Raw genomic sequence first — 22,393 nt, forward strand, 5'->3', positions numbered from 1 at the left:
GCGGCTCGGTACGGGTTTCTGTCACTCAGGAGTTGGAAAAGCTCCTGCTCTGCGTCTCCGACACCGGCTGCGGCATCCCGGAGGTCTATCAGCGCAGTATCTTCCAGCCCTTCTTCCGGGTGGACAAGTCTCGCAGCCGGGAATACGGTGGCGCAGGACTGGGGCTCTCACTGGTATGGGAGATCGCCGACCTCCACGGCGGCTCCGTTTGGGTAGAGAAAAGTTCGGAGAAGGGCACTACCATTGCGGTGGGGTTGCCAACGCAACAATCAACGAAGCCCTAAAACCCTTTTATTCGTTTTTCGCCGCTTCGCTTGCCGCCATGCAGCGTTTCGACCACAGGATTTGCTTTTCCACGACGGGAATGTAGACCACATGAAGGTGATAGTGGTACACGTCCTGCTCCAGCGCGTCGGACATGGCGCGGTTGCTTCAGCAACCATCTACCTTTCTCGGAGACGGACACCAGAGCCGCTGCTGGCGCTGCGTGAAAGAAGGGGGTAAGGACTGATGACAGACAATTTATTAGTTGTCTGGGGACTTAAGCAGTATTACCCGGTAAAGGGCGGAATTGGAAAAGAGCCGTCCTATGTGAAAGCAGTCGATAATGTAGATTTTGAGGTAAGACGCGGGGAGGTATTCGGAATCGTAGGAGAGTCCGGATGCAAATTCCACACCCGCTGTCCGATGTGTATGGAGCGCTGTAAGACGGAGGCTCCGCAGAAGTACCAGGCAGGTGACGATCATTTTGTATATTGCCATCTGTACGACACCGAGGAAGCGAAGAGGAACGCGAAAGCTGCGGAGAATGCGGTGATCCATCAGTAATAAAGTCATAATAGCAATTACATGGCAGAGGAGCCGGTTGATGACTAGATGCCATGAACCGGCTCTTTTGCTGTTTTTTGAAAAAATACAATTGAAATTTTTATAAAAAGAGAGGCACGAACAATGAAACTGTTTATCAGTGCGGATATTGAAGGCTGTGCCGGAACAACCCTCAATTATGAAACCCACAAAGAAGAACCGGCTTATCAGAAATACGCAAAGCAGATGACCAATGAGGTCGTGGCTGTCTGCGAGGCCGCTCTGGCTGCCGGCGTGGATGAGATCGTAGTAAAGGATGGACACGGAGATGCCACCAACATTGATGTAATGGCCATGCCTGAGCACGTTACTCTGATCCGAGGAAAGAGCGGTCATCCCATCAACATGATGTATGGTCTTGATGAGACATTCGATGCTGTGTTTTATATTGGATATCATGCACCGGCCGGCGATCCGGGAAGTCCGCTGAGCCATACCTCTACGGGAGCCAGCAATTTTATTGAGTTAAACGGGAAGCGTATGAGTGAATTTATGCTGAACACTTATACGGCGGCCATGTACGGTGTCCCGGTGCTGTTCTTATCCGGTGATGAGCGAATCTGTGAACTGTCAAAAGAGCTGGTCCCGCAGATTACGACGGTGTCCTCCAAGAAGGGGGTGGGCGGAAGTGCCTGGAACATATCACCAAAGACTGTGATTGCAGATCTGAAGGCTTCTGTCACAGAGGTGCTTTCCGGTGATGTAGAGGCAAAGCTTGCTGCATGCAAAGTCACGCTTCCGGAGCAGTTTACCTATGAGGTAAACTATAAGGATCTGAAAAAGGCTTACCAGATGTCCTTTTATCCGGGCATGAAGGCAGTAGACGCGCGCACCAACCGCTTTACCAGTAAAAACTGGATGGATATTGTGACAGCGCATTCATTTGTGGTATATTAGAAGAACATACAGGGAGGATATGAATCATGGCAGATTTAAAGACGATTGAGGATTTAACCAACGCTTTTGGCCCGAGCGGTTTTGAAGAAGAGGTTGTGAAAGCGGTACAGAAGCATTGCGAGGGGCTGAATTTAAGAAACGACGCAATGTATAATGTATATGCGACGATGCCGGACGCAAAGGGAAAACGTCCGGTGTTTATGCTGGATGCGCATACCGATGAATGTGGCTTTATGGTCCAGAACGTGGAGGATAACGGACTTCTCAGCATCATCACCCTGGGCGGATTTCATATGACCAGCCTTCCGGCCCACAGTGTCATCGTACGCAACAGCAAAGGCGAAAAAATCAAGGGAATCATTACATCCAAGCCGGTACATTTCTTAACGGCTGCCCAGAAGGCTGACAATTCTCTGACGATTGAGGAATTAAAGGTGGATGTTGGAGCAGGCAGCAGACAGGAAATCGAAGAGGATTACGGCATCCACATCGGTGATCCGATCATGCCGGATGTGACCTTTTCTTATGACGAGAAGCACGGCATCTGCTCAGGCAAAGCATTCGATAACCGTCTTGGATGCGTCTGCATCATTGAGACTATGAAAGCCCTGATGAAGGAGACTGAGAACCTGGCCGTGGATGTTGTCGGTGCCTTTGCTTCCCAGGAGGAGGTTGGTATGCGTGGTGCAACCGTGACTGCGCAGCAGGTAAAGCCGGATCTTGCGATTGTGTTTGAGGGTTCACCGGCGGATGATTTTTATTATCGCACCGGTGTGGCACAGGGCTGCTTAAAGAAAGGTGTGCAGATCCGTCATATGGATAACAGCTATGTGGCAAATGACGCATTTATGGCTTATGCACATGAGATCGCTGACAAATACGGAATCAAATGTCAGGATGCGGTGAGACGCGGAGGAAGTACCAATGCAGGTAAAATCCATCTGACCCATCAGGCTGTTCCGGTTCTGGTTCTTGGTATTCCGTCCCGTTATGTGCATACCCACTACAACTTCTGTGCAAAGGAAGATATCGAATCTACCATCAAAATGGCTGTTGAGGTTATCCGCGGTTTAAATGATGAGCGCATCCGTCATATTATGCGTCAGGATGTGTTATAATGCAGACCATGGAACAACAAAACGACAAAATATCTTTTTTTAAGGGAATGCGCGATGGAGTACCCATCGCGCTTGGGTACTTTGCTGTTGCTTTTACGCTTGGCATTACTGCCGGAAAGGCAGGGATGAATGCCCTGCAGTCTTCTCTGATGTCTGCGTTGATGCTCGCATCGGCGGGGGAGTTTGCGGCAATCAGCATGATCGGATCGGGAGCAGGGGTTATGGAGATGATCGTTACTACAGTGGTCATCAATATGCGCTACCTGCTGATGTCAAGTGCTTTATCCCAGAAGGTGCAGCCAAACAGACCATTTCTCCACAGAATCTTCATGTCTTATGCGGTGACAGATGAGATTTTTGGCATATCCATGACAGTTCCCGGAAAGCTGAATCCGTTTTATCAATACGGTGCAGCCAGTGTGGCAGGCCCCGGCTGGGTAATCGGAACCTTTCTTGGTACGGTTGTAGGAATGGTCCTTCCGGCCCCGGTCATGAGCGCTATGAGTGTGGCCATATACGGCATGTTTCTTGCAGTCGTGATCCCGCCGGCAAGAAAGAACAAGATCATTGCCGTAGTGGTAGTTATATCCATGTCGGTAAGCTTTTTATTCCAAAGCATTCCGGGACTTAAAAATATCTCATCGGGGTTTCAGATTATCCTGCTGACCGTGCTGATTTCGGCTGCAGCGGCAATTCTGTTCCCGGTACAGGAGGAGCAGCATGCATCATAATATTTACGCTTCCATTCTGGTCATGTTCCTGACCATTTATACCGTGCGTGCCTTACCGCTGACGCTGATCCGCAGGGAAATCAGGAATCCGTTTATTCAGTCTTTCTTATATTATGTTCCTTATGTGAGTCTTTCGGTTATGACGTTTCCGTCCATCCTTTCTGCAACAGGAAACCGGATCACGGGAATTGTCGGATTTGTGGCAGGGGTGATTCTTGCCTGGATCGACGGAAATCTGTTCCGTGTTTCCATTGGTGCCTGTGTGGCAGTCTATATTGCGGAGATGATTTTGCATTAAAGTCGGAACAAACGTGCGCAGAGGCCTGGAAACCACTGGAAAACATTGACAAATACAGGAAACCGATTTATAATGCCATCATCGTCTGTCAAAAACAGGTGATGGGGAGCAATTCATAATTGGAATCGAATGAGGAGGATAAGAACTATGGCAACAAGAAGAAACGCAGCTAAGGCAGCAGCAAAAGCAGCACCGAAGACCGAGACCGCAAAAGCAGAAGTTAAGACAGCTGCTGCAGAGGTTAAAGCAGAGACTCCGGTAAAAGCAGTTGTTGAAGCACCGGCAGCAAAGCCAGTCGAGACCACCAAAAAAGCACCAGCAAAGAAAGCTCCTGCAAAGAAGGCAGACCCGAAGGCTTGCGTAGTTATTGAGTTCTCAGGCAAACAGATCGTTGCAAAAGATGTTCTGGACAAGGCAGTGAAAGCATATGAAGCAAACCACAAGGGCGCAGAGATCAAAACCATTGAAGTTTATGTAAAACCGGAAGAAAATGTTGCTTACTATGTTGTAAACGGAGAAGGTTCTGACGATTATAAGGTAACCTTATAGTTCAGGATTCTCAGTTGTATCTGTATACTTTGTAAAGAGTGGAGGGGCTGTTGCAGACAGGTTCCAGAATGTCCTGGATTCCATGTTGTGACAACCCTTCATTTGTTTGTTATAAATTACGGGAAATAAGAACCGGGAGCAGGAATCGCTGCCGGATAAACGGATAAAGGAGAGAAACGGATGGAACAGCAGCAGGAGACCTGGAAACTTCCAGAGGCATTTGTGGCAAGAATGAAAGCAATGCTGGGAGACGCATGCGATACATTTCTTGCAAGCTATGAAAAAGAGCGGGCTCTGGGACTCAGAGTAAATACCATGAAAGTTCCGGCAGCGGAGTTTGCCGGTCAAAATCAGGCTTTGTTTTCCCTGCGCCCGGTATCCTGGTGCCGGGAAGGCTTTTATTATGACCGGGAGAGCCGTCCGGGACGCCATCCTTACCATGAAGCAGGAGTATATTACATTCAGGAACCCAGTGCCATGGCAGTTGTGGCTTTGCTTGGTCCAAAGCCGGGTGAACGTGTGCTGGATCTGTGCGCGGCTCCGGGGGGCAAGACAACACACATCGCGTCATGTCTGGAAGGACGCGGACTTCTGGTCAGCAATGAAATCCATCCGGCGCGGGCAAAGATCCTTTCCCAGAATGTGGAGCGTATGGGCATTGGCAACGCTGTCGTGACAAATGAGGATTCGGGAACCCTGGCTTCATTTTTTCCGGAGTTTTTTGACTGTATGGTCGTGGATGCGCCGTGCTCCGGAGAGGGCATGTTCCGGAAAGATGAACAGGCCAGAAATGAGTGGAGTGAGGCAAATGTAAAACTTTGCGCAGAGCGCCAACAGGAGATTCTGGACAATGCGGCAGAGATGTTAAAGCCGGGCGGCAGAATGGTGTATTCTACCTGCACGTTCGCACCGGAGGAAGATGAAGCCGGAATCTCTGACTTTTTGAAACGACATCCGGAGTTTTCGGTAGTGCGCCTGGAGCCGGGCGAATATCCTGAGGGTCTGTCCTGCGGGCACCCGGAATGGAGTCAGGATCAAAATACAGATCTTAAGTACACCTTCCGCATCTGGCCCCATGAGTCGGAGGGAGAGGGACATTATCTGGCCCTGCTTAAAAAGGACGGAGCCTGGGCGTCGGAAGACAGCCGGAAGCGAAAACAGCCAAAATACTGGAATGACAAAGCAGGCAGAGCCTATCTCTGGGAATTTTTCAAAAAGTCCCTGACGGAAGAAGGATATGCGCTGTTAAAGGATGGTATGGACCAGCTGATCCTGTTTGGAGATCAGCTATATATGCTGCCGGATGGCATGCCGGCACTGGACCGTCTGAGAGTGCTTCGTCCCGGACTGCATCTTGGGAAATTCAAAACAAAACGTTTTGAGCCGTCCCATGCGCTTTCTCATTTTCTGAAGCCTCAGCATGCAGTATCTGTGTGCCGTCTGGATCCGGAAGATCCCCAGGTACTGGATTATCTGAAGGGAAACACAGTCCGTGGGGAGGCCGGTCTCTCTGGGTGGACGCTGGTCTGCATTGGGGAGTATCCTCTTGGATGGGGAAAGGCAGTTTCCGGTGTGGTAAAAAATCATTATCCAAAAGGGCTTCGCATACAGGGTTAGATCCCTGATGTGCGAAGCCCTTTTTTATATGATAGGAAATTGCGTCCTATCATATAAAAACGCTCCGCGAGGATGCGCACTCGGCGCAAAGGTAGATGGTTGCTGAAGCAACCGCGCCTCGGCGCGAGAATGTGCCAAGGCACATTCTTTTTTGTATCATGGAAAACAGATGCATTGCCGATGTGCTGCTCAGTCATGGGTTCGGAACATTTCAACAATTGCGATCATATCTTCTTTGTTCAGCTTTTTATTGTTCATAAAGTTTCTGGTTTCCGGAATGTAATGTTCCAGGATCGGTAGCAGTATAAGCGCTGTGATACCTGCGGTGAAGCCGCCGTTGTACAGCACCAGGCCGCCGTGCAGGGCAGAGGTTGCGGTACACATGGATGCGCACATGAAGCCGGCGGCAATGCCGGCGCGTCTGCCGTAGCGCCCGGAAATCGGGCACAGGCCGGTGGCAAATGCCACACCGTTGATGTATCCCTGCGTGGTAATGGTCCAGCTGATTTCTCTGCCGTTGAGATAGCAGATCGTCAGTGTGAATAGATACAGAAGCTGATATCCCGCAAGAATCGGCCAGATATTTTTCGGATGCTGCCCCATGCAGGTAAAAGTCAGAGCTGCCAGGATCACACCGATGGTGGCACCGGTAAAACCGGCACCTTCCGTATAGACCATGATGATATCCAGGTAGAACAGGAAGAATATTCCCACTGTGCCAATGTTAATGAGGCAGAGCGGCATACCGTATTGAGAGGCAAAATCACTCTGATGTCCGGTGTCCCGGGTCAGCTCTTCATATCCAAGAAAGCTTTTGCCGTTTAAGAAAAATCCGGTCAGAATGCAGATAATAAAAACAAGCAGGAAAAAACAGTTGGCATACAGCTGAAAGGAGCGGCCAAACTGTTCGTAAACCGGATTGAAGCGGGTCAGCTTGGAAGATGGATCAATTCCCATGGTGTTGTAAAAAAGGTTAAACAGGAAAAAACCGAACACGCCGAATGCCAGTCCGCCATTATACAAGTTGTAACCTTTGTGCCATGCGTGGGCCCCGGGGAGAATGGCCGGTACGATAAAGCCCAGCATGATCGAAAAAGCGATGGTCAAAAGCACGCCGCTGACCGTTAGTGTCGGATGCCCGAACACAAAGGTATCCTGGGTGTAGCGGAATAAAAGTTCACCGATAAATGGGCTGAATGAAGTTGTGAACATGCAGACGTGCAGGTTGTTTTTAAAATTCAGCTTCTTTAATCGAAGATAGAGAAACGGGGCCAGAAAGCATGGCCACATGGTCAAAAAGTTCAGTCCGTAAAAGCAGTGTGCTACTACAAGAAAATAACCGGCCAGTGTGCTGGGACGGGAATCTCCTTTTAAACCGACCATAAAAAGCCAGCAGGCCATGCCGCAGGCGCCGGCGTTTAACATGGCGCTCGGCAGACCGCCGATCTCCAGATAGTCTGTAACCAGCGGGCTTGGTGATGTCATGATAAGATACCAGCCGTGGAGTATGCTGCCAAGTTCTCCTGTGTAGATGGCTGCGACCAGCGAAGAAATCAGAAAAGAAACGGAGAAGCCGAGAGCTATCCCGTTGATGATAGTACTGTTGGATATTTTTTTACCTTCCATGCATAAATCCCCTGTAGCAATATTTTTCATTCTGAGTAGTGTTCTGACTTTCAATTATAGAGCAGCGGGTATTTCATTTCAAGGTAATTTCGTAACGAAACTTGTACGGAATTTAGTGCAAAGTTACTGTGTGACTGCAGGGCAGGCATTTGTTCGGGCATCTGGTAAAAACTGCTGCATATCCGCCGGGACAGGGGCTGTAAATTCCATGGGGATTCCGGAAACCGGATGTGAAAAGGACAGCTTCCAGGAGTGCAGGCTCTGACGCTGTAAAAAACGGTAATCCGGATTATAAAGGAAATCACCGTAGAGGGGATGGCCGATATGCTTCATATGGACCCGGATCTGGTGGGTACGTCCTGTTTCCAGGTGAATTTTAAGGAGAGAGGTGTCGGTTTGCGGCTGGTAGAAGAGCAGCTCATAATGGGTCAGCGCAGCTTCTCCGTGGACCGGGTCCGGGACACGCTCGATCGTGGAGCCCGGGAGTCTCGCAATGGGAACGTCAATCGTTCCTTCCGGCTGTCCTAAGAGGTTCCCGCTGACTGCGGCCAGATAGGTGCGGTGAATCTGGCGGTTCCTCACCATATCAGAAAGGATACAGCTGCTCAGTGCATTTTTTGCGACGATCAGAAGCCCGGTGGTATCACGGTCCAGGCGGTTGACGGCACGGAAAACAAAGGGTTTTTGTTTCTGTTTAAAATACCAGGCAAGTCCATTTGCCAGAGAGTTGGAGAAATTGCCCTGGGATGGGTGGATGGGAACATTCGCGGCTTTGTTTATGACCATCAGATCCTCATCTTCGTAAAGAATGGACAGCGGCATGCGCACAGGAACAATATTTTCCGAAGAAGTCTCTTCTGCAAATGTGACATCCAGCCGGTCACCGGCTTTCATGCGGAAGGTGGTATAAACCTTTGCCCCGCGGATCATCAGTCCGTCTTCAGTCAGTTTGATACGGTTGATCAGATTTTTGGAATATCCATGGGAGCGAAGCAGTGCTTCTACGGACTGTCCGTTTATGGAAGCAGTGTAGGAGTGGCGGATGATATGGTCCATGTTGTCAGAATTCCTTTCCGGTGTTATGCTGCGATGCCTGATTTAAATGTTTCTTACGGCTTACGGCGTGGGGAGTCGGGCTGTTTTCCTTAAGAAATCTGGCCCGCTGTACGCTGTCGATGCCGTAGCGGCCGCGGATATGGTCCACAGCTTTTTCCATAGCCCGCATTTTCTTCTGCCGCTCATCTTCAAACAGGCTCATCTGTTCAAACGGATCCTCCTGGATCTGTGAAGTGCGCAGTCCGATCAGCCGTTTTCTGGATTCCACAATTCTATTCCTCCTGTTGCTGCATGGTGAGCCTGATATGTTTCCTATCATAGCAGAATATCCGGATTTTTACCAGAATAGGATAGAAAGACAATGCGATAATCGTGGGGCATGTGAATTGAACAGAACAGGAAAGAACAACAGGATCATCGGACTGATGGCAGGGATCAGCATCGGGTTTGCGGTGTGGGGAAGCGTATGCCCGGAGCAGGATCTGTGGCAGGGTACGGAAAGTATAGCAATTGAGAGCAGTCGGCCGGTATCAGAGGCGAAACCGCAGTTATCCCTGCATTCCCTGAGTGCCGTGCTGATGGATGCAGACAGTGGGCGTATTTTGTATGGAAAGGACGAGCATCAGGTACGGCCTATGGCCAGCACTACAAAGATCATGACCTGCATTCTTGCACTGGAGCTTGGGAATCCGGAGGATTTTTGTGAGATTTCAGAAAAAGCGGCAGGACAGCCAAGGGTGAAACTTGGCGCGCCGACCGGGAGCCGTATCAGGCTTAAGGATCTTTTGTATTCCCTGATGCTTGAGTCCCACAATGACTCGGCAGTGGCAATTGCGGAGCATATCAGCGGCAGCGTCGAGGTTTTCACGGAAAAAATGAATCGCAAGGCACAGGATATTGGCTGTGTGGATACCACGTTCCTGACGCCGAACGGACTGGATGCGGAGAAGCAAAACGCAGATGGAGAGGTGATCCGTCATGGTACAACAGCCGCTGAGCTGGCAAAAATCCTGCATTATTGTACGAAAATGTCTCCAAAACATGATGAATTTTTAACGATAACGCGCTGCCGAAGTTATTCTTTTTCTGACTCTGAGGGATATAATACCTACAGCTGTCAGAATCATAACGCTCTCCTGGATATGACACAGGAGGCTGTGACCGGAAAGACCGGATTTACCGGAGGCGCCGGCTACTGTTATGCGGCTGAACTGTCCGACGGTGAAAGGAGCTTTATCCTCACACTTTTAGGATGCGGCTGGCCTCCGCATAAAACCTGGAAATGGGAGGATGTACAGAAACTGTACAGCTATGGCAAACAGAATTATTTCTATTGCGATTTTGCTTTTGAAGAAAACAGACTTCGGATCCCTCTGCTGGGAGGAGCGTATAAAGACTGGATTTACGCAGTTTCTGAAAGTCCGGGACAGAAGAGGAGTTTTCATCTTCTGGTATCGGAAACGGAGCGGCCTGTGGCAGAGTACGATATGAAAACGATCCTGGATGCTCCGGTGAAGGCAGGGGATGAAGTCGGAGTGGTCCGTTACCGGCTCGGACAGGAGGAAATCGGCCAGAGCCACTACTGCTCAGAGGAAGATGCAGCGGCCTGGGGGCTGTCGTACTGTCTGCAGCGGATCCTCGATTTCTGGATATTTTGAAATTGTAAAAATATTTCAAAAATACTTGAATTTTATCCGCTGACATTATATTATTATAATCGGCAGAAATTGGATTTACTAAACGATAGTTTGTCTTTCTCTTAACAATACCAAAGAGGAGGAAAAGCGATCGTCAAATATTTCAAAATGGAGGATTGCAAAATGAGTAATCAAACATCAGCAAGTAACAGAATCAATGCATTACTTGATGAGAACAGCTTCGTTGAAGTTGGCGCTTACATCACTGCAAGAAGCACCGATTTTAACATGGCTGCCAAGGAGACTCCGGCAGATGGCGTAATCACCGGTTATGGTACCATCGAAGGAAACCTTGTGTATGTGTACAGCCAGGACGCTTCCGTACTGGGCGGCTCCTTAGGTGAGATGCACGCAAAGAAAATTTCCAACATCTATTCCATGGCAGTAAAGATGGGCGCACCGGTCATCGGCCTGGTAGACTGCGCAGGTCTTCGTCTGCAGGAAGCAACGGACGCATTAAACGGTTTTGGTGAGATGTATTTAAGCCAGACCATGGCATCCGGCGTGGTTCCGCAGATCTCCGCTATCTTTGGTACCTGCGGCGGCGGTATGGCAGTAGCTTCCGCTATGGCTGACTTTATCTTTATGGAAGAGAAAAACGCAAAATTATTTGTAAATTCTCCGAACGCGATCGACGGAAACCGTGTTGAGAAGTGCGATACTTCCAGCGCTGCATTCCAGAGTGAGGAAACCGGACTTGTGGACTTCACCGGAAGCGAAGAGGATATCTTATCCCAGATCCGCTCCCTGGTAACCATCCTTCCGGCCAACAACGAGGATGACATGTCCTACAGCGAGTGCACCGACGATTTAAACCGTGTATGCTCCGATCTTGAAAATTATGCAGGAGCAACCGATCTGGCACTGGCACAGATCTCCGATGACAACTTCTTCTTAGAGGTGAAGAAGAACTATGACAAGTCCATGGTAACTGGCTTTATCCGTCTGAACGGAACCACCGTGGGCTGCGTGGCAAACCGCACTGCTGTTTACGCGGCAGACGGCGTGAAGGAAGACGAGTTCGATGCAGTTCTCTCCGCTAACGGCGCAGAGAAGGCAGCAAAGTTTGTTTCTTTCTGTGACGCATTCAACATTCCGTTACTGACCCTGGTGAACGTAAAGGGCTACAAGGCATGCAAATGCACTGAGCGCCGCATCGCAAAGAACGCAGGACGTCTGACCTACGCTTTTGCAAACGCAAGCGTTCCGAAGGTAACCGTTGTTGTTGGCGAGGCTTATGGCACCGCATACCTGACCATGAACTCCAAGTCTATCGGTGCAGATGTGGTATATGCATGGCCGAACGCAACCATCGGCATGATGGATGCTTCCGCCGCAGCCAAGATCATGTACGCAGACGAAATCGCAAAGGCAGATGATTCCGTTGCTCTCATCAATGAGAAGGCGGCTGAATACCGCGAGATGCAGTCCAGCGCACTGGCAGCGGCAAAGAGAGGATATGTAGACGATATCGTCGAGGCATGTGACACCAGAAAACGTGTGATCGCAGCATTCGAGATGCTGTTTACCAAAAGAGAGGATCGTCCGGACAGAAAACATGGAACGGTTTAGAATGAGGTGACAAATATATGAAACAGTATATGAAACGAGTTTTGTTAGTGTTAAGCATGGTAGTCAGCCTCTTTGCTCTGTCCGCATGCTCCAACAAGAATGCTGCTGAGGCAGAAACTATGGATCCGCAGACAGCTTCCTACATTTCTCAGATCTCGGAAAACCTGCTCCAGACCATTGCCGAGATGGACGAGGCCACAGCAGAGGAGTCTGAGACCGGCCTGATCAAACAGGGTGAGGACGGCCTTGCGAGCGGCCTGACTTCCTGGATCGGTGTTATGAAAGACACCGGCGCATTCGTAAGCATCCTTTCCTCTGACACCGAGCTTGGTGAGGATGACCAGTATGTATGTGTGGTTCAGGCACAGTTTGAGAACCGCAATGTAGAGTTCAAAGCATTCTACACCATGGATCCGCAGAGCCAGAACTTAAACCCGGTCAGCCTGACCTTCAGCCCGGAATACACCGTAGGCGAGAACATGGCAAAAGCAGGCATGAATACTTTACTTGGTATGGGTACTGTATTCCTGGTACTGATCTTCATCAGCATCCTGATCAGCTGCTTCAAGTTCATCAGCGTTTTTGAAAACAAGGTGAAAGCAAAGAACGCAGCTCCGGCACCGGCAGCAGCTCCTGTGGCAGCACCGGCAGCAGAAGAGGAAGAGCTTGTGGATGATCTGGAACTGGTGGCTGTCATCACTGCGGCTATCGCAGCATCAACCAACTCATCAACCGACTCCCTGGTAGTACGCTCCATCAAACGTGCACCGGGCGCAAAATGGAAAAGAGCATAAGCGAATAGGAGGATTCTTATCATGAAAAATTACACAATTACTGTGAATGGCAATGTATACAATGTAACTGTTGAAGAAGGAACCACTGCAGGCGTAGTTCAGGCACCGGTTGCAGCAGCACCGAAGGCAGCTTCTGCAGCACCGAAGGCAGCAGCTCCGGCTGGCGCTCAGGGTTCTGTAGTTGTAACCGCTCCGATGCCGGGTAAGATTCTGGCAGTAAAGGCTAACGCCGGACAGGCTGTAAAGAAAGGCGACGTTATCATGGTTCTCGAGGCTATGAAGATGGAGAACGATATCGTAGCTCCTCAGGATGGAACCGTTGCAAGCATTAATGCAGCAGCAGGCGACGCAGTAGAAGCTGGCGCAACTCTTGCTACATTAAACTAATAGCTTGCCAAAAAGCAAGTTCCACATGGAGGGATTAAAATGGATTATATTGGATCTACTTTGGCCAATCTTCTTCAGCAGACCGCATTCTTCAATCTGACCTTTGGAAACTTTATCATGATCCTGGTGGCATTCGTGTTCCTGTATCTGGCAATCAGAAAAGGATTCGAGCCGCTCTTACTGGTTCCGATTGCGTTTGGTATGCTGTTAGTTAATATCTACCCGGATATTATGGCTAACCCGGAAGATATGTCCAATGGCGTAGGCGGACTTCTTCACTACTTCTTCATTCTGGATGAGTGGAGTATCCTTCCGTCTCTGATTTTCATGGGTGTCGGCGCAATGACCGATTTCGGCCCGCTGATCGCAAACCCGAAGAGCTTCCTGCTTGGCGCAGCAGCTCAGTTTGGTATCTACAGTGCATATTTCCTTGCAATTTTCATGGGCTTCAATGATAAGGCAGCAGCAGCTATCTCCATCATTGGTGGAGCAGACGGCCCGACTTCCATCTTCCTTGCAGGTAAGCTTGGACAGTCTGAGTTCATGGGACCGATCGCAGTAGCAGCTTACTCCTACATGGCGCTGGTTCCGATCATCCAGCCGCCGATCATGAAGGCTCTGACCACAGAAGAAGAGCGTAAGATCAAGATGGATCAGCTTCGTCCGGTTTCCAAGCTGGAGAAGATCCTGTTCCCGGTTATCGTAACCGTAGTAGTCTGCCTGATTCTGCCGACTACCGCACCGCTTGTTGGTATGTTAATGCTTGGTAACCTGTTCCGTGAGTCTGGCGTTGTAAAACAGCTGTCCGAGACCGCAAGCAATGCCCTGATGTACATCGTAGTTATCCTGCTTGGTACTTCCGTAGGCGCATCCACCAGTGCAGAGGCTTTCTTAAAGGTAACCACCTTAAAGATCGTTGCCCTGGGTCTGGTAGCATTTGCAGTAGGTACCGCAGCCGGCGTTATCTTCGGTAAGATCATGTGCAAGCTTACAGGCGGTAAGGTAAACCCGTTAATCGGTTCCGCAGGTGTATCTGCAGTGCCGATGGCAGCCCGTGTATCCCAGAAGGTTGGTTCTGAGGCAGACCCGACGAACTTCCTGCTGATGCATGCAATGGGCCCGAACGTAGCAGGTGTTATCGGTACTGCAGTTGCAGCCGGTACATTCATGGCAATTTTCGGCGTTTAAAATTCAATCATTTCTTGCTGCAGCAATATAAAGTTGCCGCAACATATAAATTTGGAGGTAAAGAATCATGGCTGAGATTCAGAAAAAACCGGTTAAGATCGTTGAGACTGTCCTGCGTGACGCTCATCAGTCCCTGATCGCAACCAGAATGAGCACCGAGCAGATGCTTCCGATCATCGATAAAATGGATAAGATTGGCTATTATGCAGTAGAGTGCTGGGGCGGCGCTACCTTCGATGCTTCCCTTCGTTTCCTGAAAGAGGATCCGTGGGAGAGACTGAGAAAGTTAAGAGCCGGATTTAAAAACACAAAATTACAGATGCTGTTCCGTGGCCAGAACATTCTGGGTTACAACCACTATGCAGATGACGTAGTAGAGTACTTTGTACAGAAATCCGTTGCAAACGGTATCGATATCATCCGTATTTTCGACTGCTTAAACGACCTGCGCAACCTGCAGACCGCTGTAAAGGCAGCAAACAAAGAGAAGGCACACGCTCAGATCGCACTGTGCTACACCCTGGGTGATGCTTACACCCTGGATTACTGGAAAGACATCGCAAAGAGAATCGAAGATATGGGTGCAGATTCCATTTGTATCAAGGATATGGCTGGTCTGTTAACCCCGTATGCAGCACAGGAGCTGGTTGGCGCATTAAAAGAGTCTACCGAGCTGCCGATTGACCTGCATACCCACTACACCTCCGGTGTAGCTTCCATGACTTACTTAAAGGCTGTAGAGGCAGGCTGCGACATCATCGATACCGCAATGTCTCCGCTGGCACTTGGTACCAGCCAGCCGGCAACCGAGGTTATGGTAGAGACCTTCAAGGGAACTCCGTACGATACCGGCTTATCCCAGGACAAGCTTGCTGAGATCACTGATTACTTTGCACCGATCCGTGAAGAAGCTCTGAAGACTGGTCTGTTAAACCCGAAGGTACTGGGCGTTAACATCAAGACCCTTCGTTATCAGGTTCCGGGCGGTATGCTGTCCAACCTGGTTAGTCAGTTAAAAGAGGCTGGTAAGGAAGATAAATACCAGGAGGTTCTGGAGGAGATCCCGCGCGTTCGTAAGGACTTCGGTGAGCCGCCGCTTGTTACCCCGTCTTCCCAGATCGTTGGTACCCAGGCTGTTATGAATGTTATCTCCGGCGAGCGCTACAAACTGGTTCCGAAGGAGTCCAAGAAGATCATGCTCGGCGAGTTTGGCCAGACTGTAAAGCCGTTCAACGCAGAAGTGCAGAAGAAGATCATCGGCGACGAGACCCCGATCACCTGCAGACCTGCAGATCTGATTCCTCCGCAGCTGCCGCAGTTCGAGAAAGAGTGTGCTCAGTGGAAGCAGCAGGATGAGGATGTCCTTTCCTATGCTCTGTTCCCGAAGGTAGCAGAAGAGTTCTTCAAGTACAGAGAGGCTCAGCAGACCAAGGTTGATGCTACCGTAGCAGATACCGAGAGCAAAGCATACCCGGTTTAATATAATATTTATTTACTGGACATGGATACATGAACAGTAATGATTGATTTCAGACAGGCCCGGAAACTGCGAAAACGGTTTTTGGGTCTGTCTTTGTCTTTAATTCTTACAATTTTTTGCGATTCTTTGAAGTTTCTGTGCTTTCCGTTGACTAGGGCGGATTTTGTCATTATAATGTAACGTAGCGTAAATTTGCCGGATGTGGTCACCAGCCCTCCGGCAAAAAGTGATACTAAGGAGATCATACCATGAAAAATAATGCCTTGAAAAAAGGTCTGGCTGCTGTGCTGGGACTTGCACTTTGTGTGCAGACTCCTTCGGCAGGTAGTCTGTTACAGCTTTCTGCTTACGCACAGGAACGGTCGGCTACGATCAATGCGTCCAGCTTAAATGTCCGAAGCGGGGCAGGAACCTCCTATTCCTCGGTAGGAAAGCTTGGCCGCGGGACTGCTGTTACAGTAATAGGAGAAAAGTCGGCTTCTGACGGGAAGACCTGGTATCAGATCCGTTTTACGAGCGGCGGCAGCACGCAGACGGGTTATGTTCTGAGTACCTATGTAAAATTCCCCGTGTCGTACAGCCATGATTCCAGCTTTGAATCCCAGCTTTCTGCACAGGGGTTCCCGGAGTCTTATAAAACAGGCCTGCGGCAGATCCATGCCCAGTATCCAAACTGGACCTTTACTGCAGTAAAAACCGGCCTTGACTGGAATAACGTCATTCAGAACGAAGGAGTTCTGGGACGAAATCTGGTGCATACCAACAGTATTTCTTCCTATAAATCACTGGCAGATGGAGCCTATAACTGGGATTCCGGCACCTGGACCGGGTTTGACGGAAGCACCTGGGTGGCTGCCTCTACGGAAATCATCAGTTATTATATGGACCCTAGAAACTTTTTGGATGAGGTGAATGTATTCCAGTTTCTGGACCAGAGCTACAATTCCTCTCTTCACACGAAAGAGGGACTTCAATCGATGCTGAAGGGAACCTTTATGGAGGGAAGTATCCGTTCCGGGGCATCTGCGTCGGTCAGTACATCTTCTGGCTCCTCCTCAGGAAGCAGTTCTTCTTCGGGATCTTCTGGTGTTATTACGGCTGGTCCGGGAGTTTCCGGTGGATCTTCCTCAGGAAGTACATCCGCAACTCCGGGTGCAGGAAGCTCGGGCAGTTCATCATCGGCTTCGGGCGGTGCTAATTCGGGCATCACGTTTTCAAGTCCGGGAGGCTCATCCGGGCAGTCATCAGGCACCACCAGCCAGACCCCGTCATCAGGCGGCAGCCATCAGGTGCGTCTGGAGGGACCGAGTGCATCGATCAGCAAAAAACAGGCAGGACTATTGGCATCCAGTGTTGTGATCGGAGCAGGTCCGGGATCGGCAACCTCAGGCAATAGCACAAGCAGCGGCTCTGCCAGTCCGTCAGGCAGCTCTGGGGGAGGTTCCCAGACTCCTGGCACTTCTGCCAGCACAGGAAATGCTTCGTCTGGTGTCAATTATGCAGATGCCATTATGAGTGCGGCACAGAGCTCCGGCGTAAGCCCTTATGTGATCGCTGCCATGATTCTGCAGGAGCAGGGACGAAACGGAACCGGCAATTCCATTTCCGGAAATTACGCTGGTTATACCGGCTATTATAACTATTTCAATGTCGGTGCATATGCCTCCGACGGAATGGGAGCAGTCCAGAGAGGTCTCTGGTATGCATCCCAGAGTGGAAGCTATGGAAGGCCATGGACAACGCCGGAATTCTCTATTGCCGGCGGAGCCCAGTTCTACGGGACGAATTATGTGAAGGCCGGCCAGGATACGCTTTACTTGAAGAAGTATAACGTACAGGGAAGCAATATGTATAAGCACCAGTACATGACAAATGTAGACGGTGCGGCTTCGGAAGGTTCTATCTTTGCAGAGGGCTTTACAAGCCAGCAGAAAAATACAGCATTAAACTTTAAGATTCCGATATACAACAATATGCCGGAGACTCCGTGTGCACAGCCGACCTTAAGCGGCAGCCCGAACAACAAGCTGAAGGGCCTTGGTGTAGATGGCTTTACATTAACACCGACCTTTAACCGCGATACCTATTCCTACGATCTGATCGTGGACCATTCCGTATCCAATGTGACAGTCAGTGCTTCTGCAATCGATTCCAAGGCATCGATCCGTGGAAACGGAAATGTATCACTGGCCAGCGGAATCAATGATATTTCTGTGGTCGTAAGAGCAGAAAACGGAACGGAGCGGACTTATACGATCCATGTGGTACGTCAGGCTGGCGGCCCGACCTACAATGGTGGAATCGGAGGCGGTACTTCTAATGGTTCTTCATCCAGTGTTACTATGGGAGGTCCTGGAAGCAGTTCAGCGGGAATTTCATCCGGAAGCTCTTCCTCGGGAGTGATCACAGCGGGGCCGAATGGTGGTTCTGTCACATCTACCCCGAACACAGGCTCCTCATCGGGAGGAAGCAATGTGACGTTCTCGAGCCCTGGTGGAAACTAATATCAGATTTTCTGAAATTACTGGCTGTGAAGGTACAAAACAGTTACGAAACAATTATGAAAGAAACAGGAGATAACAAATTATTATGAACAGAAAATGGAAACAGATCTGGATCCGTTTTGCCATGGTGCTGATGCTTGCTGTGGCAATCCCATTCCAGAGCTTTGCAGGGAACGCACGGATTGCGTTCTCTGACCCTACCGCAGAGGTGGGAAGTGAATTTACCGTCAATGTAAAATTTACCTGTACGACAGGCGAAAAAATCGGTAAGACAGTTGTGATGCTTTCTTACGATACCAGTGCCATGGAATTTGTGAGCGGCGAACCGGATGTCAGCGGTGGAAATGGTGCAATCCGTGTGATCGGCAGTGCAAGCGGTACCAGTGAGTCTGCATCCACCCTGCATTTTAAGGCGCTGAAGGCAGGAAGCAGCAAGATCCAGGTGACCGATTATGAAGGCTACGATGCAGATGAGCAGCTTCTTGACATTACCCAGCTTGGAAGCTCTTCTGTCACCATCCAGGCAGGAAGCACTACAGCGGCAGCTTCCTCGGATGCTTTCCTTGCTTCCATGCAGATTTCCCCTGGCACCTTAAGTCCAGCTTTTAGTGCAGATGTTGACAGTTATACTGCTTCAGTAAGTCTTGATACAGAAAAGCTTACGGTAAGTGCGGTTCCTGCAAGTGACAAGGCAACCGTTGCTTTAAGCGGCACAGATCTTCAGGATGGTGAAAATACCGTAACCTGTACGGTAACAGCGGAAGATGGCTCTACCGTGCGTACCTATACGATCTTAGTAAACCGTGTGGAAGGCGGCGAGAGCCTTGGGGAAACCAGTGAGTCTGAGCCTGCTGCAGAGAACGTAGAGGTTTTAGCAGAGCTTGAGGCATCCAGAACCCCGCTTAAGATCGGCATCGCAGCCCTGCCGGCAGATGCAGCTGTTCCGTACGGAATGAAGGAAACCTCCATTACCATCGGAGAAACCAAGGTTCAGGGATGGGTACCGGATACCCAGGGAAGCCAGCCGGAATACTGCATTTTCTATGGCGTAGGCGAAAACGGAACCGTAGGCTATTACCGTTATGACCTGACGGATAAGACCATCCAGCGCTATTTCGAGCAGAGCAGCGAGGGCAATACCCAGACACTGGAGCTGCAGGATGTAACCAACCGCTACAATGCCCTGGTAGACGATTACAACATTGCAAGAATCGCACTGATCGCAGTGGCTGTAGTAGCTGTGATCCTCCTGGTGCTTCTGATCATTAGTCGGAAAGGAAATGCCCGCAGGGAGGACGCTGCTTACGCCGGACTGGATGAAAAGCCGGTGAAGGCAGATAAGAAATCCAGACGGGAAGCCCGTAAAGGCGGAAACAAGCTTAGCAAAGAGGAACGTTACATGATGGGCGAAGAGGATGAGTATGACGAGGATTATGAGTCCGAAGAAGATTCCAGAGAGTTTCAGGACGGGTTGGAGGTAACTGGTCCGGAGGACGATGAGCTGGAGCCTGTCGATGCAGAAGAATTTTTGCCGGACCCGGCAGATGACGCAGATGCACAGCTCGACCAGGTAAAAAAGCAGCTGGCAGCAAGCGTGTCAGGAGAGCCTGGCCAGCCAGAGGAGAACAGAAAAACAGAAGCTGCACCAGAAAACAAATCTGATGCTGATGATGATTTTGAAGTGTTCGACCTGGACGATGATGATCTTTCCTGATCATTCCGAATCCTGAAAAAGGAACATTAGCTTATTGTTCCTATAGATCATAAGCAAGTCAGTGGAGGTGTTACAGAAGCGCCTCCACTGATATACAGAAAGAGGGAAAAAGCGGTGTATTGACTTCGCCGCTTTTTTTGATATAATGTTGTTATATGATTTCTATAACAGAGAATGCGAAAGATGGTGAAAACATGATCATTAAGATTGATTTTGAGAGTGATGAGGCAATCTATATCCAGCTGCGGAACCAGATCATCATGGGCATTGCCACGGACCGGATCCATGAAGGAGACTCCCTGCCATCGGTCCGCCAGCTTGCGGAAAATATCGGGATCAATATGCATACAGTAAATAAGGCGTATACAGTGCTTAAGCAGGAGGGCTATATCAAGCTGGACCGCCGGCGCGGGGCTGTGATCGCTCTTGATATTGACAAAATCCAGTCAATCGAACGTTTGCGGGAAGAGCTTTCTGTTCTCCTTGCAAGAAGCGTCTGTAAGAATATATCCAGAGAGGAAGTGCATGATCTGGTGGACGAGATCTATGATTATTATACAGGCGGCAGAGGTGTATAGACCACAAACAGACAAGTAAGAGTCTGAATCTGGAAGCGAATATGGAGGAAATGCCATGTTATGTGAGCGTTGTAAAATAAGAGAAGCAAATATCCAGTATACGGAAATTGCCAATGGAGTCCGCACGGAACATAATTACTGTTCCCAGTGTGCAAAGGAAATGGATTTTGGCCCGTATTCTGCGATCTTTGAGGGAGAATTCCCACTTGGAAAGCTGTTGTCCGGCCTTTTAGGTGTTCCGGGAGAGGCTGAGGAGGAAGAAAAAACCAGCCAGATCGTATGTCCTACCTGCGGGACCAGCTATGAAGAGTTTGTTAAGGACAGCCGTTTTGGATGTGCGGATTGCTACAGCGTCTTTGATCTTCTGATCCATGATAAGATCAAACAGCTGCAGGGCAATACCTGTCATACTGGAAAACACCCGAAGTTCCAGAAGATAAAGGCAGATCCGTTCCATCTTGCAACGACAGAATCTCCAGAGACAGCTGTAGAACCGGACACAGAAAATAAGGCAAACAATCCGGGTGAACTGACAGGAAATAGCGTGGCGGAGCGCCAGAAGCAGATCCGCCAGCTGGAGGCAAGACTGCACGAGGCTGTCCGCAATGAGGAATATGAAGCGGCGGCCCGGTACCGTGACCAGATCCGGGAATTAAAGGAGGCACAGGCACAATGAAATGGTTTGAAGAAGTAAATCTTGCCAGACCGGCTGTCATTTGCAGCCGTGTGCGTCTGGTGCGGAATCTTGAGGACTATGCCTTCCCTTCCCGTCTGACAGAAAAACAGGCCGGTGAAATGATCACACAGCTGGAAACAGGTCTTAGAGAGCTGGGAGCTTTAGATGGCCGTCATTACGAACAGGCGAGACTTAGGGAGCTTAGCGAACTGGACCGCAGGGCGCTGCGTGAGCGCAGGGTATTCAATTCGACGATTGCCTCGAAAAAGGAACCTGCCGGAGTCATGGTATCAGATGACGAAAAGGTGGGAATCGTTCTGAATGGAACCGACCATATCCGGATCCAGTTATTTGCTTCCGGCCTTCATCTGGATGATTTGTGGAATCAGGCAAGCCAAATCGATGATTATATAAATGAGCGTTTTTCTTACGCCTTTGATGAAAAATACGGGTATCTGACTTCATTTCCGACCAGTGTGGGGACGGGCCTTAGGGCTTCCGTAGTGCTGCATCTCCCGTTGTTATCCCAAAGCAAGCGCTTTAACGGTATGGTAACGGAAATGACGCGGTTTGGTGCGTCTGTAAAAGGCATGTACGGAGAAGGAGAGGAAAACTGCGGCGCACTTTTTGAGGTCAGCAACCAGAAAACTCTGGGCATGACTGAAAAAGAAATCCTGGATATGGTCTCGAAGGTGGCGCTTCAGCTGACAGCCCAGGAGGAACAGATGCGCAAGCTTGCGCTCGATAAAAACCGTTCCTCCAGGGAGGATGACGCTTACCGCGCCTATGGCATTTTAAAATATGCCAGAAAGCTGGCCATGAAGGAGGCAATGACACTTTTGTCACGCCTGATGGCCGGCTGTGCAGATGGCCTTTTGCGCATGGAGGAGCCGTGCGCGGTATACCGGCTGATGCTTGGTATTCAGCCGGCAAATCTTCAGAAGCTTTCCAGCCGCCCGTTGGGACGGGAAGAGCTGGAGATAGCTAGGGCATCTTACTTAAGGGCAGAGCTTCCGGCATTACTTTCTTAAGATCTAAAATGTG

At 49.7% G+C, this 22,393-nt stretch carries 22 protein-coding genes; 19 read left to right on the forward strand and 3 right to left on the reverse strand.

Going from position 1 to position 22,393, the window contains the following annotated elements:
• From DW922_RS11160 to DW922_RS11200, 8 genes are all read left to right on the forward strand, one after another.
• Positions 1-284 (forward strand): ATP-binding protein (locus tag DW922_RS11160; protein WP_147353377.1); only part of this gene is annotated, 284 nt, incomplete at its 5' end.
• Positions 285-510: 226 nt separating this feature from the next.
• A complete protein-coding gene (locus DW922_RS18085) occupies positions 511-828 on the forward strand; it encodes a hypothetical protein (protein ID WP_118726582.1) in 318 nt (105 codons plus the stop codon).
• Positions 829-951: 123 nt separating this feature from the next.
• Positions 952-1,764, forward strand: a complete 813-nt coding sequence (locus DW922_RS11175) for a M55 family metallopeptidase (RefSeq protein WP_118726583.1) — start codon at positions 952-954, stop codon at positions 1,762-1,764.
• 26 nt (positions 1,765-1,790) lie between these two features.
• Positions 1,791-2,882, forward strand: coding sequence for a M20/M25/M40 family metallo-hydrolase (locus DW922_RS11180; protein ID WP_118726584.1), 1,092 nt, complete (start codon positions 1,791-1,793; stop codon positions 2,880-2,882).
• Positions 2,882-3,613 carry an AzlC family ABC transporter permease gene (locus DW922_RS11185; protein ID WP_118726585.1) on the forward strand — a complete coding sequence of 244 codons (732 nt, stop codon included), beginning with the start codon at positions 2,882-2,884 and terminating at the stop codon, positions 3,611-3,613. The genes DW922_RS11180 and DW922_RS11185 overlap by 1 nt, the downstream gene beginning before the upstream one ends.
• Positions 3,603-3,911, forward strand: a complete 309-nt coding sequence (locus DW922_RS11190; protein WP_118726586.1) for an AzlD domain-containing protein — start codon at positions 3,603-3,605, stop codon at positions 3,909-3,911. The genes DW922_RS11185 and DW922_RS11190 overlap by 11 nt, the downstream gene beginning before the upstream one ends.
• Positions 3,912-4,058: 147 nt before the next feature.
• Positions 4,059-4,460, forward strand: a complete 402-nt coding sequence (locus tag DW922_RS11195; protein ID WP_118719681.1) for a DUF6465 family protein — start codon at positions 4,059-4,061, stop codon at positions 4,458-4,460.
• Between the two features lie 180 nt (positions 4,461-4,640).
• The gene (locus tag DW922_RS11200) at positions 4,641-6,077 is read left to right on the forward strand and encodes an RsmF rRNA methyltransferase first C-terminal domain-containing protein (protein WP_118726587.1); all 1,437 of its coding nucleotides are present in this window, start codon (positions 4,641-4,643) and stop codon (positions 6,075-6,077) included.
• Positions 6,078-6,266: 189 nt separating this feature from the next.
• On the opposite strand, the gene DW922_RS11205 is transcribed toward DW922_RS11200, so the two are convergent.
• From DW922_RS11205 to DW922_RS11215, 3 genes are all read right to left on the reverse strand, one after another.
• Positions 6,267-7,703: a DUF1576 domain-containing protein gene (locus DW922_RS11205; protein WP_195715053.1), complete on the reverse strand. Its 1,437-nt coding sequence runs from the start codon at positions 7,701-7,703 to the stop codon at positions 6,267-6,269.
• Between the two features lie 123 nt (positions 7,704-7,826).
• Positions 7,827-8,759: an RluA family pseudouridine synthase gene (locus tag DW922_RS11210; RefSeq protein WP_118726589.1), complete on the reverse strand. Its 933-nt coding sequence runs from the start codon at positions 8,757-8,759 to the stop codon at positions 7,827-7,829.
• Between the two features lie 4 nt (positions 8,760-8,763).
• The gene (locus DW922_RS11215; protein WP_118726590.1) at positions 8,764-9,027 is read right to left on the reverse strand and encodes a hypothetical protein; all 264 of its coding nucleotides are present in this window, start codon (positions 9,025-9,027) and stop codon (positions 8,764-8,766) included.
• A 118-nt stretch (positions 9,028-9,145) separates the two neighbouring features.
• On the opposite strand from DW922_RS11215, the gene DW922_RS11220 reads away from it, so the two are divergent.
• From DW922_RS11220 to DW922_RS11270, 11 genes are all read left to right on the forward strand, one after another.
• Positions 9,146-10,417: a D-alanyl-D-alanine carboxypeptidase gene (locus DW922_RS11220; RefSeq protein ID WP_243032191.1), complete on the forward strand. Its 1,272-nt coding sequence runs from the start codon at positions 9,146-9,148 to the stop codon at positions 10,415-10,417.
• 162 nt (positions 10,418-10,579) lie between these two features.
• The gene (locus DW922_RS11225) at positions 10,580-12,028 is read left to right on the forward strand and encodes a carboxyl transferase domain-containing protein (protein ID WP_118726591.1); all 1,449 of its coding nucleotides are present in this window, start codon (positions 10,580-10,582) and stop codon (positions 12,026-12,028) included.
• Between the two features lie 17 nt (positions 12,029-12,045).
• Positions 12,046-12,822 (forward strand): OadG family protein, encoded by a 777-nt coding sequence (locus tag DW922_RS11230; protein ID WP_118719692.1) that lies wholly within the window; start codon positions 12,046-12,048, stop codon positions 12,820-12,822.
• Positions 12,823-12,843: 21 nt separating this feature from the next.
• Positions 12,844-13,209, forward strand: coding sequence for a biotin/lipoyl-containing protein (locus DW922_RS11235; RefSeq protein WP_118543007.1), 366 nt, complete (start codon positions 12,844-12,846; stop codon positions 13,207-13,209).
• Positions 13,210-13,248: 39 nt separating this feature from the next.
• Positions 13,249-14,397: a sodium ion-translocating decarboxylase subunit beta gene (locus tag DW922_RS11240; RefSeq protein ID WP_118543006.1), complete on the forward strand. Its 1,149-nt coding sequence runs from the start codon at positions 13,249-13,251 to the stop codon at positions 14,395-14,397.
• Between the two features lie 67 nt (positions 14,398-14,464).
• The gene (locus DW922_RS11245) at positions 14,465-15,877 is read left to right on the forward strand and encodes an oxaloacetate decarboxylase subunit alpha (RefSeq protein ID WP_118719694.1); all 1,413 of its coding nucleotides are present in this window, start codon (positions 14,465-14,467) and stop codon (positions 15,875-15,877) included.
• A 248-nt stretch (positions 15,878-16,125) separates the two neighbouring features.
• Positions 16,126-18,381: a cadherin-like beta sandwich domain-containing protein gene (locus DW922_RS11250; RefSeq protein WP_118726592.1), complete on the forward strand. Its 2,256-nt coding sequence runs from the start codon at positions 16,126-16,128 to the stop codon at positions 18,379-18,381.
• Between the two features lie 85 nt (positions 18,382-18,466).
• Positions 18,467-20,095, forward strand: coding sequence for a cadherin-like beta sandwich domain-containing protein (locus DW922_RS11255; RefSeq protein WP_118726593.1), 1,629 nt, complete (start codon positions 18,467-18,469; stop codon positions 20,093-20,095).
• Between the two features lie 194 nt (positions 20,096-20,289).
• A complete protein-coding gene (locus tag DW922_RS11260) occupies positions 20,290-20,673 on the forward strand; it encodes a GntR family transcriptional regulator (protein WP_118719704.1) in 384 nt (127 codons plus the stop codon).
• A 55-nt stretch (positions 20,674-20,728) separates the two neighbouring features.
• Entirely contained in the window at positions 20,729-21,349 is a 621-nt protein-coding gene (locus tag DW922_RS11265) for a UvrB/UvrC motif-containing protein (protein ID WP_118726594.1), read from the forward strand.
• Complete coding sequence (locus tag DW922_RS11270) at positions 21,346-22,380, forward strand: ATP--guanido phosphotransferase (protein WP_118726595.1); 1,035 nt, start codon at positions 21,346-21,348, stop codon at positions 22,378-22,380. The genes DW922_RS11265 and DW922_RS11270 overlap by 4 nt, the downstream gene beginning before the upstream one ends.
• Positions 22,381-22,393: the final 13 nt, after the last annotated feature.

The sequence above is a fragment of the Clostridium sp. AM42-4 genome (assembly GCF_003480105.1).
Taxonomy (GTDB): domain Bacteria; phylum Bacillota; class Clostridia; order Lachnospirales; family Lachnospiraceae; genus Brotaphodocola.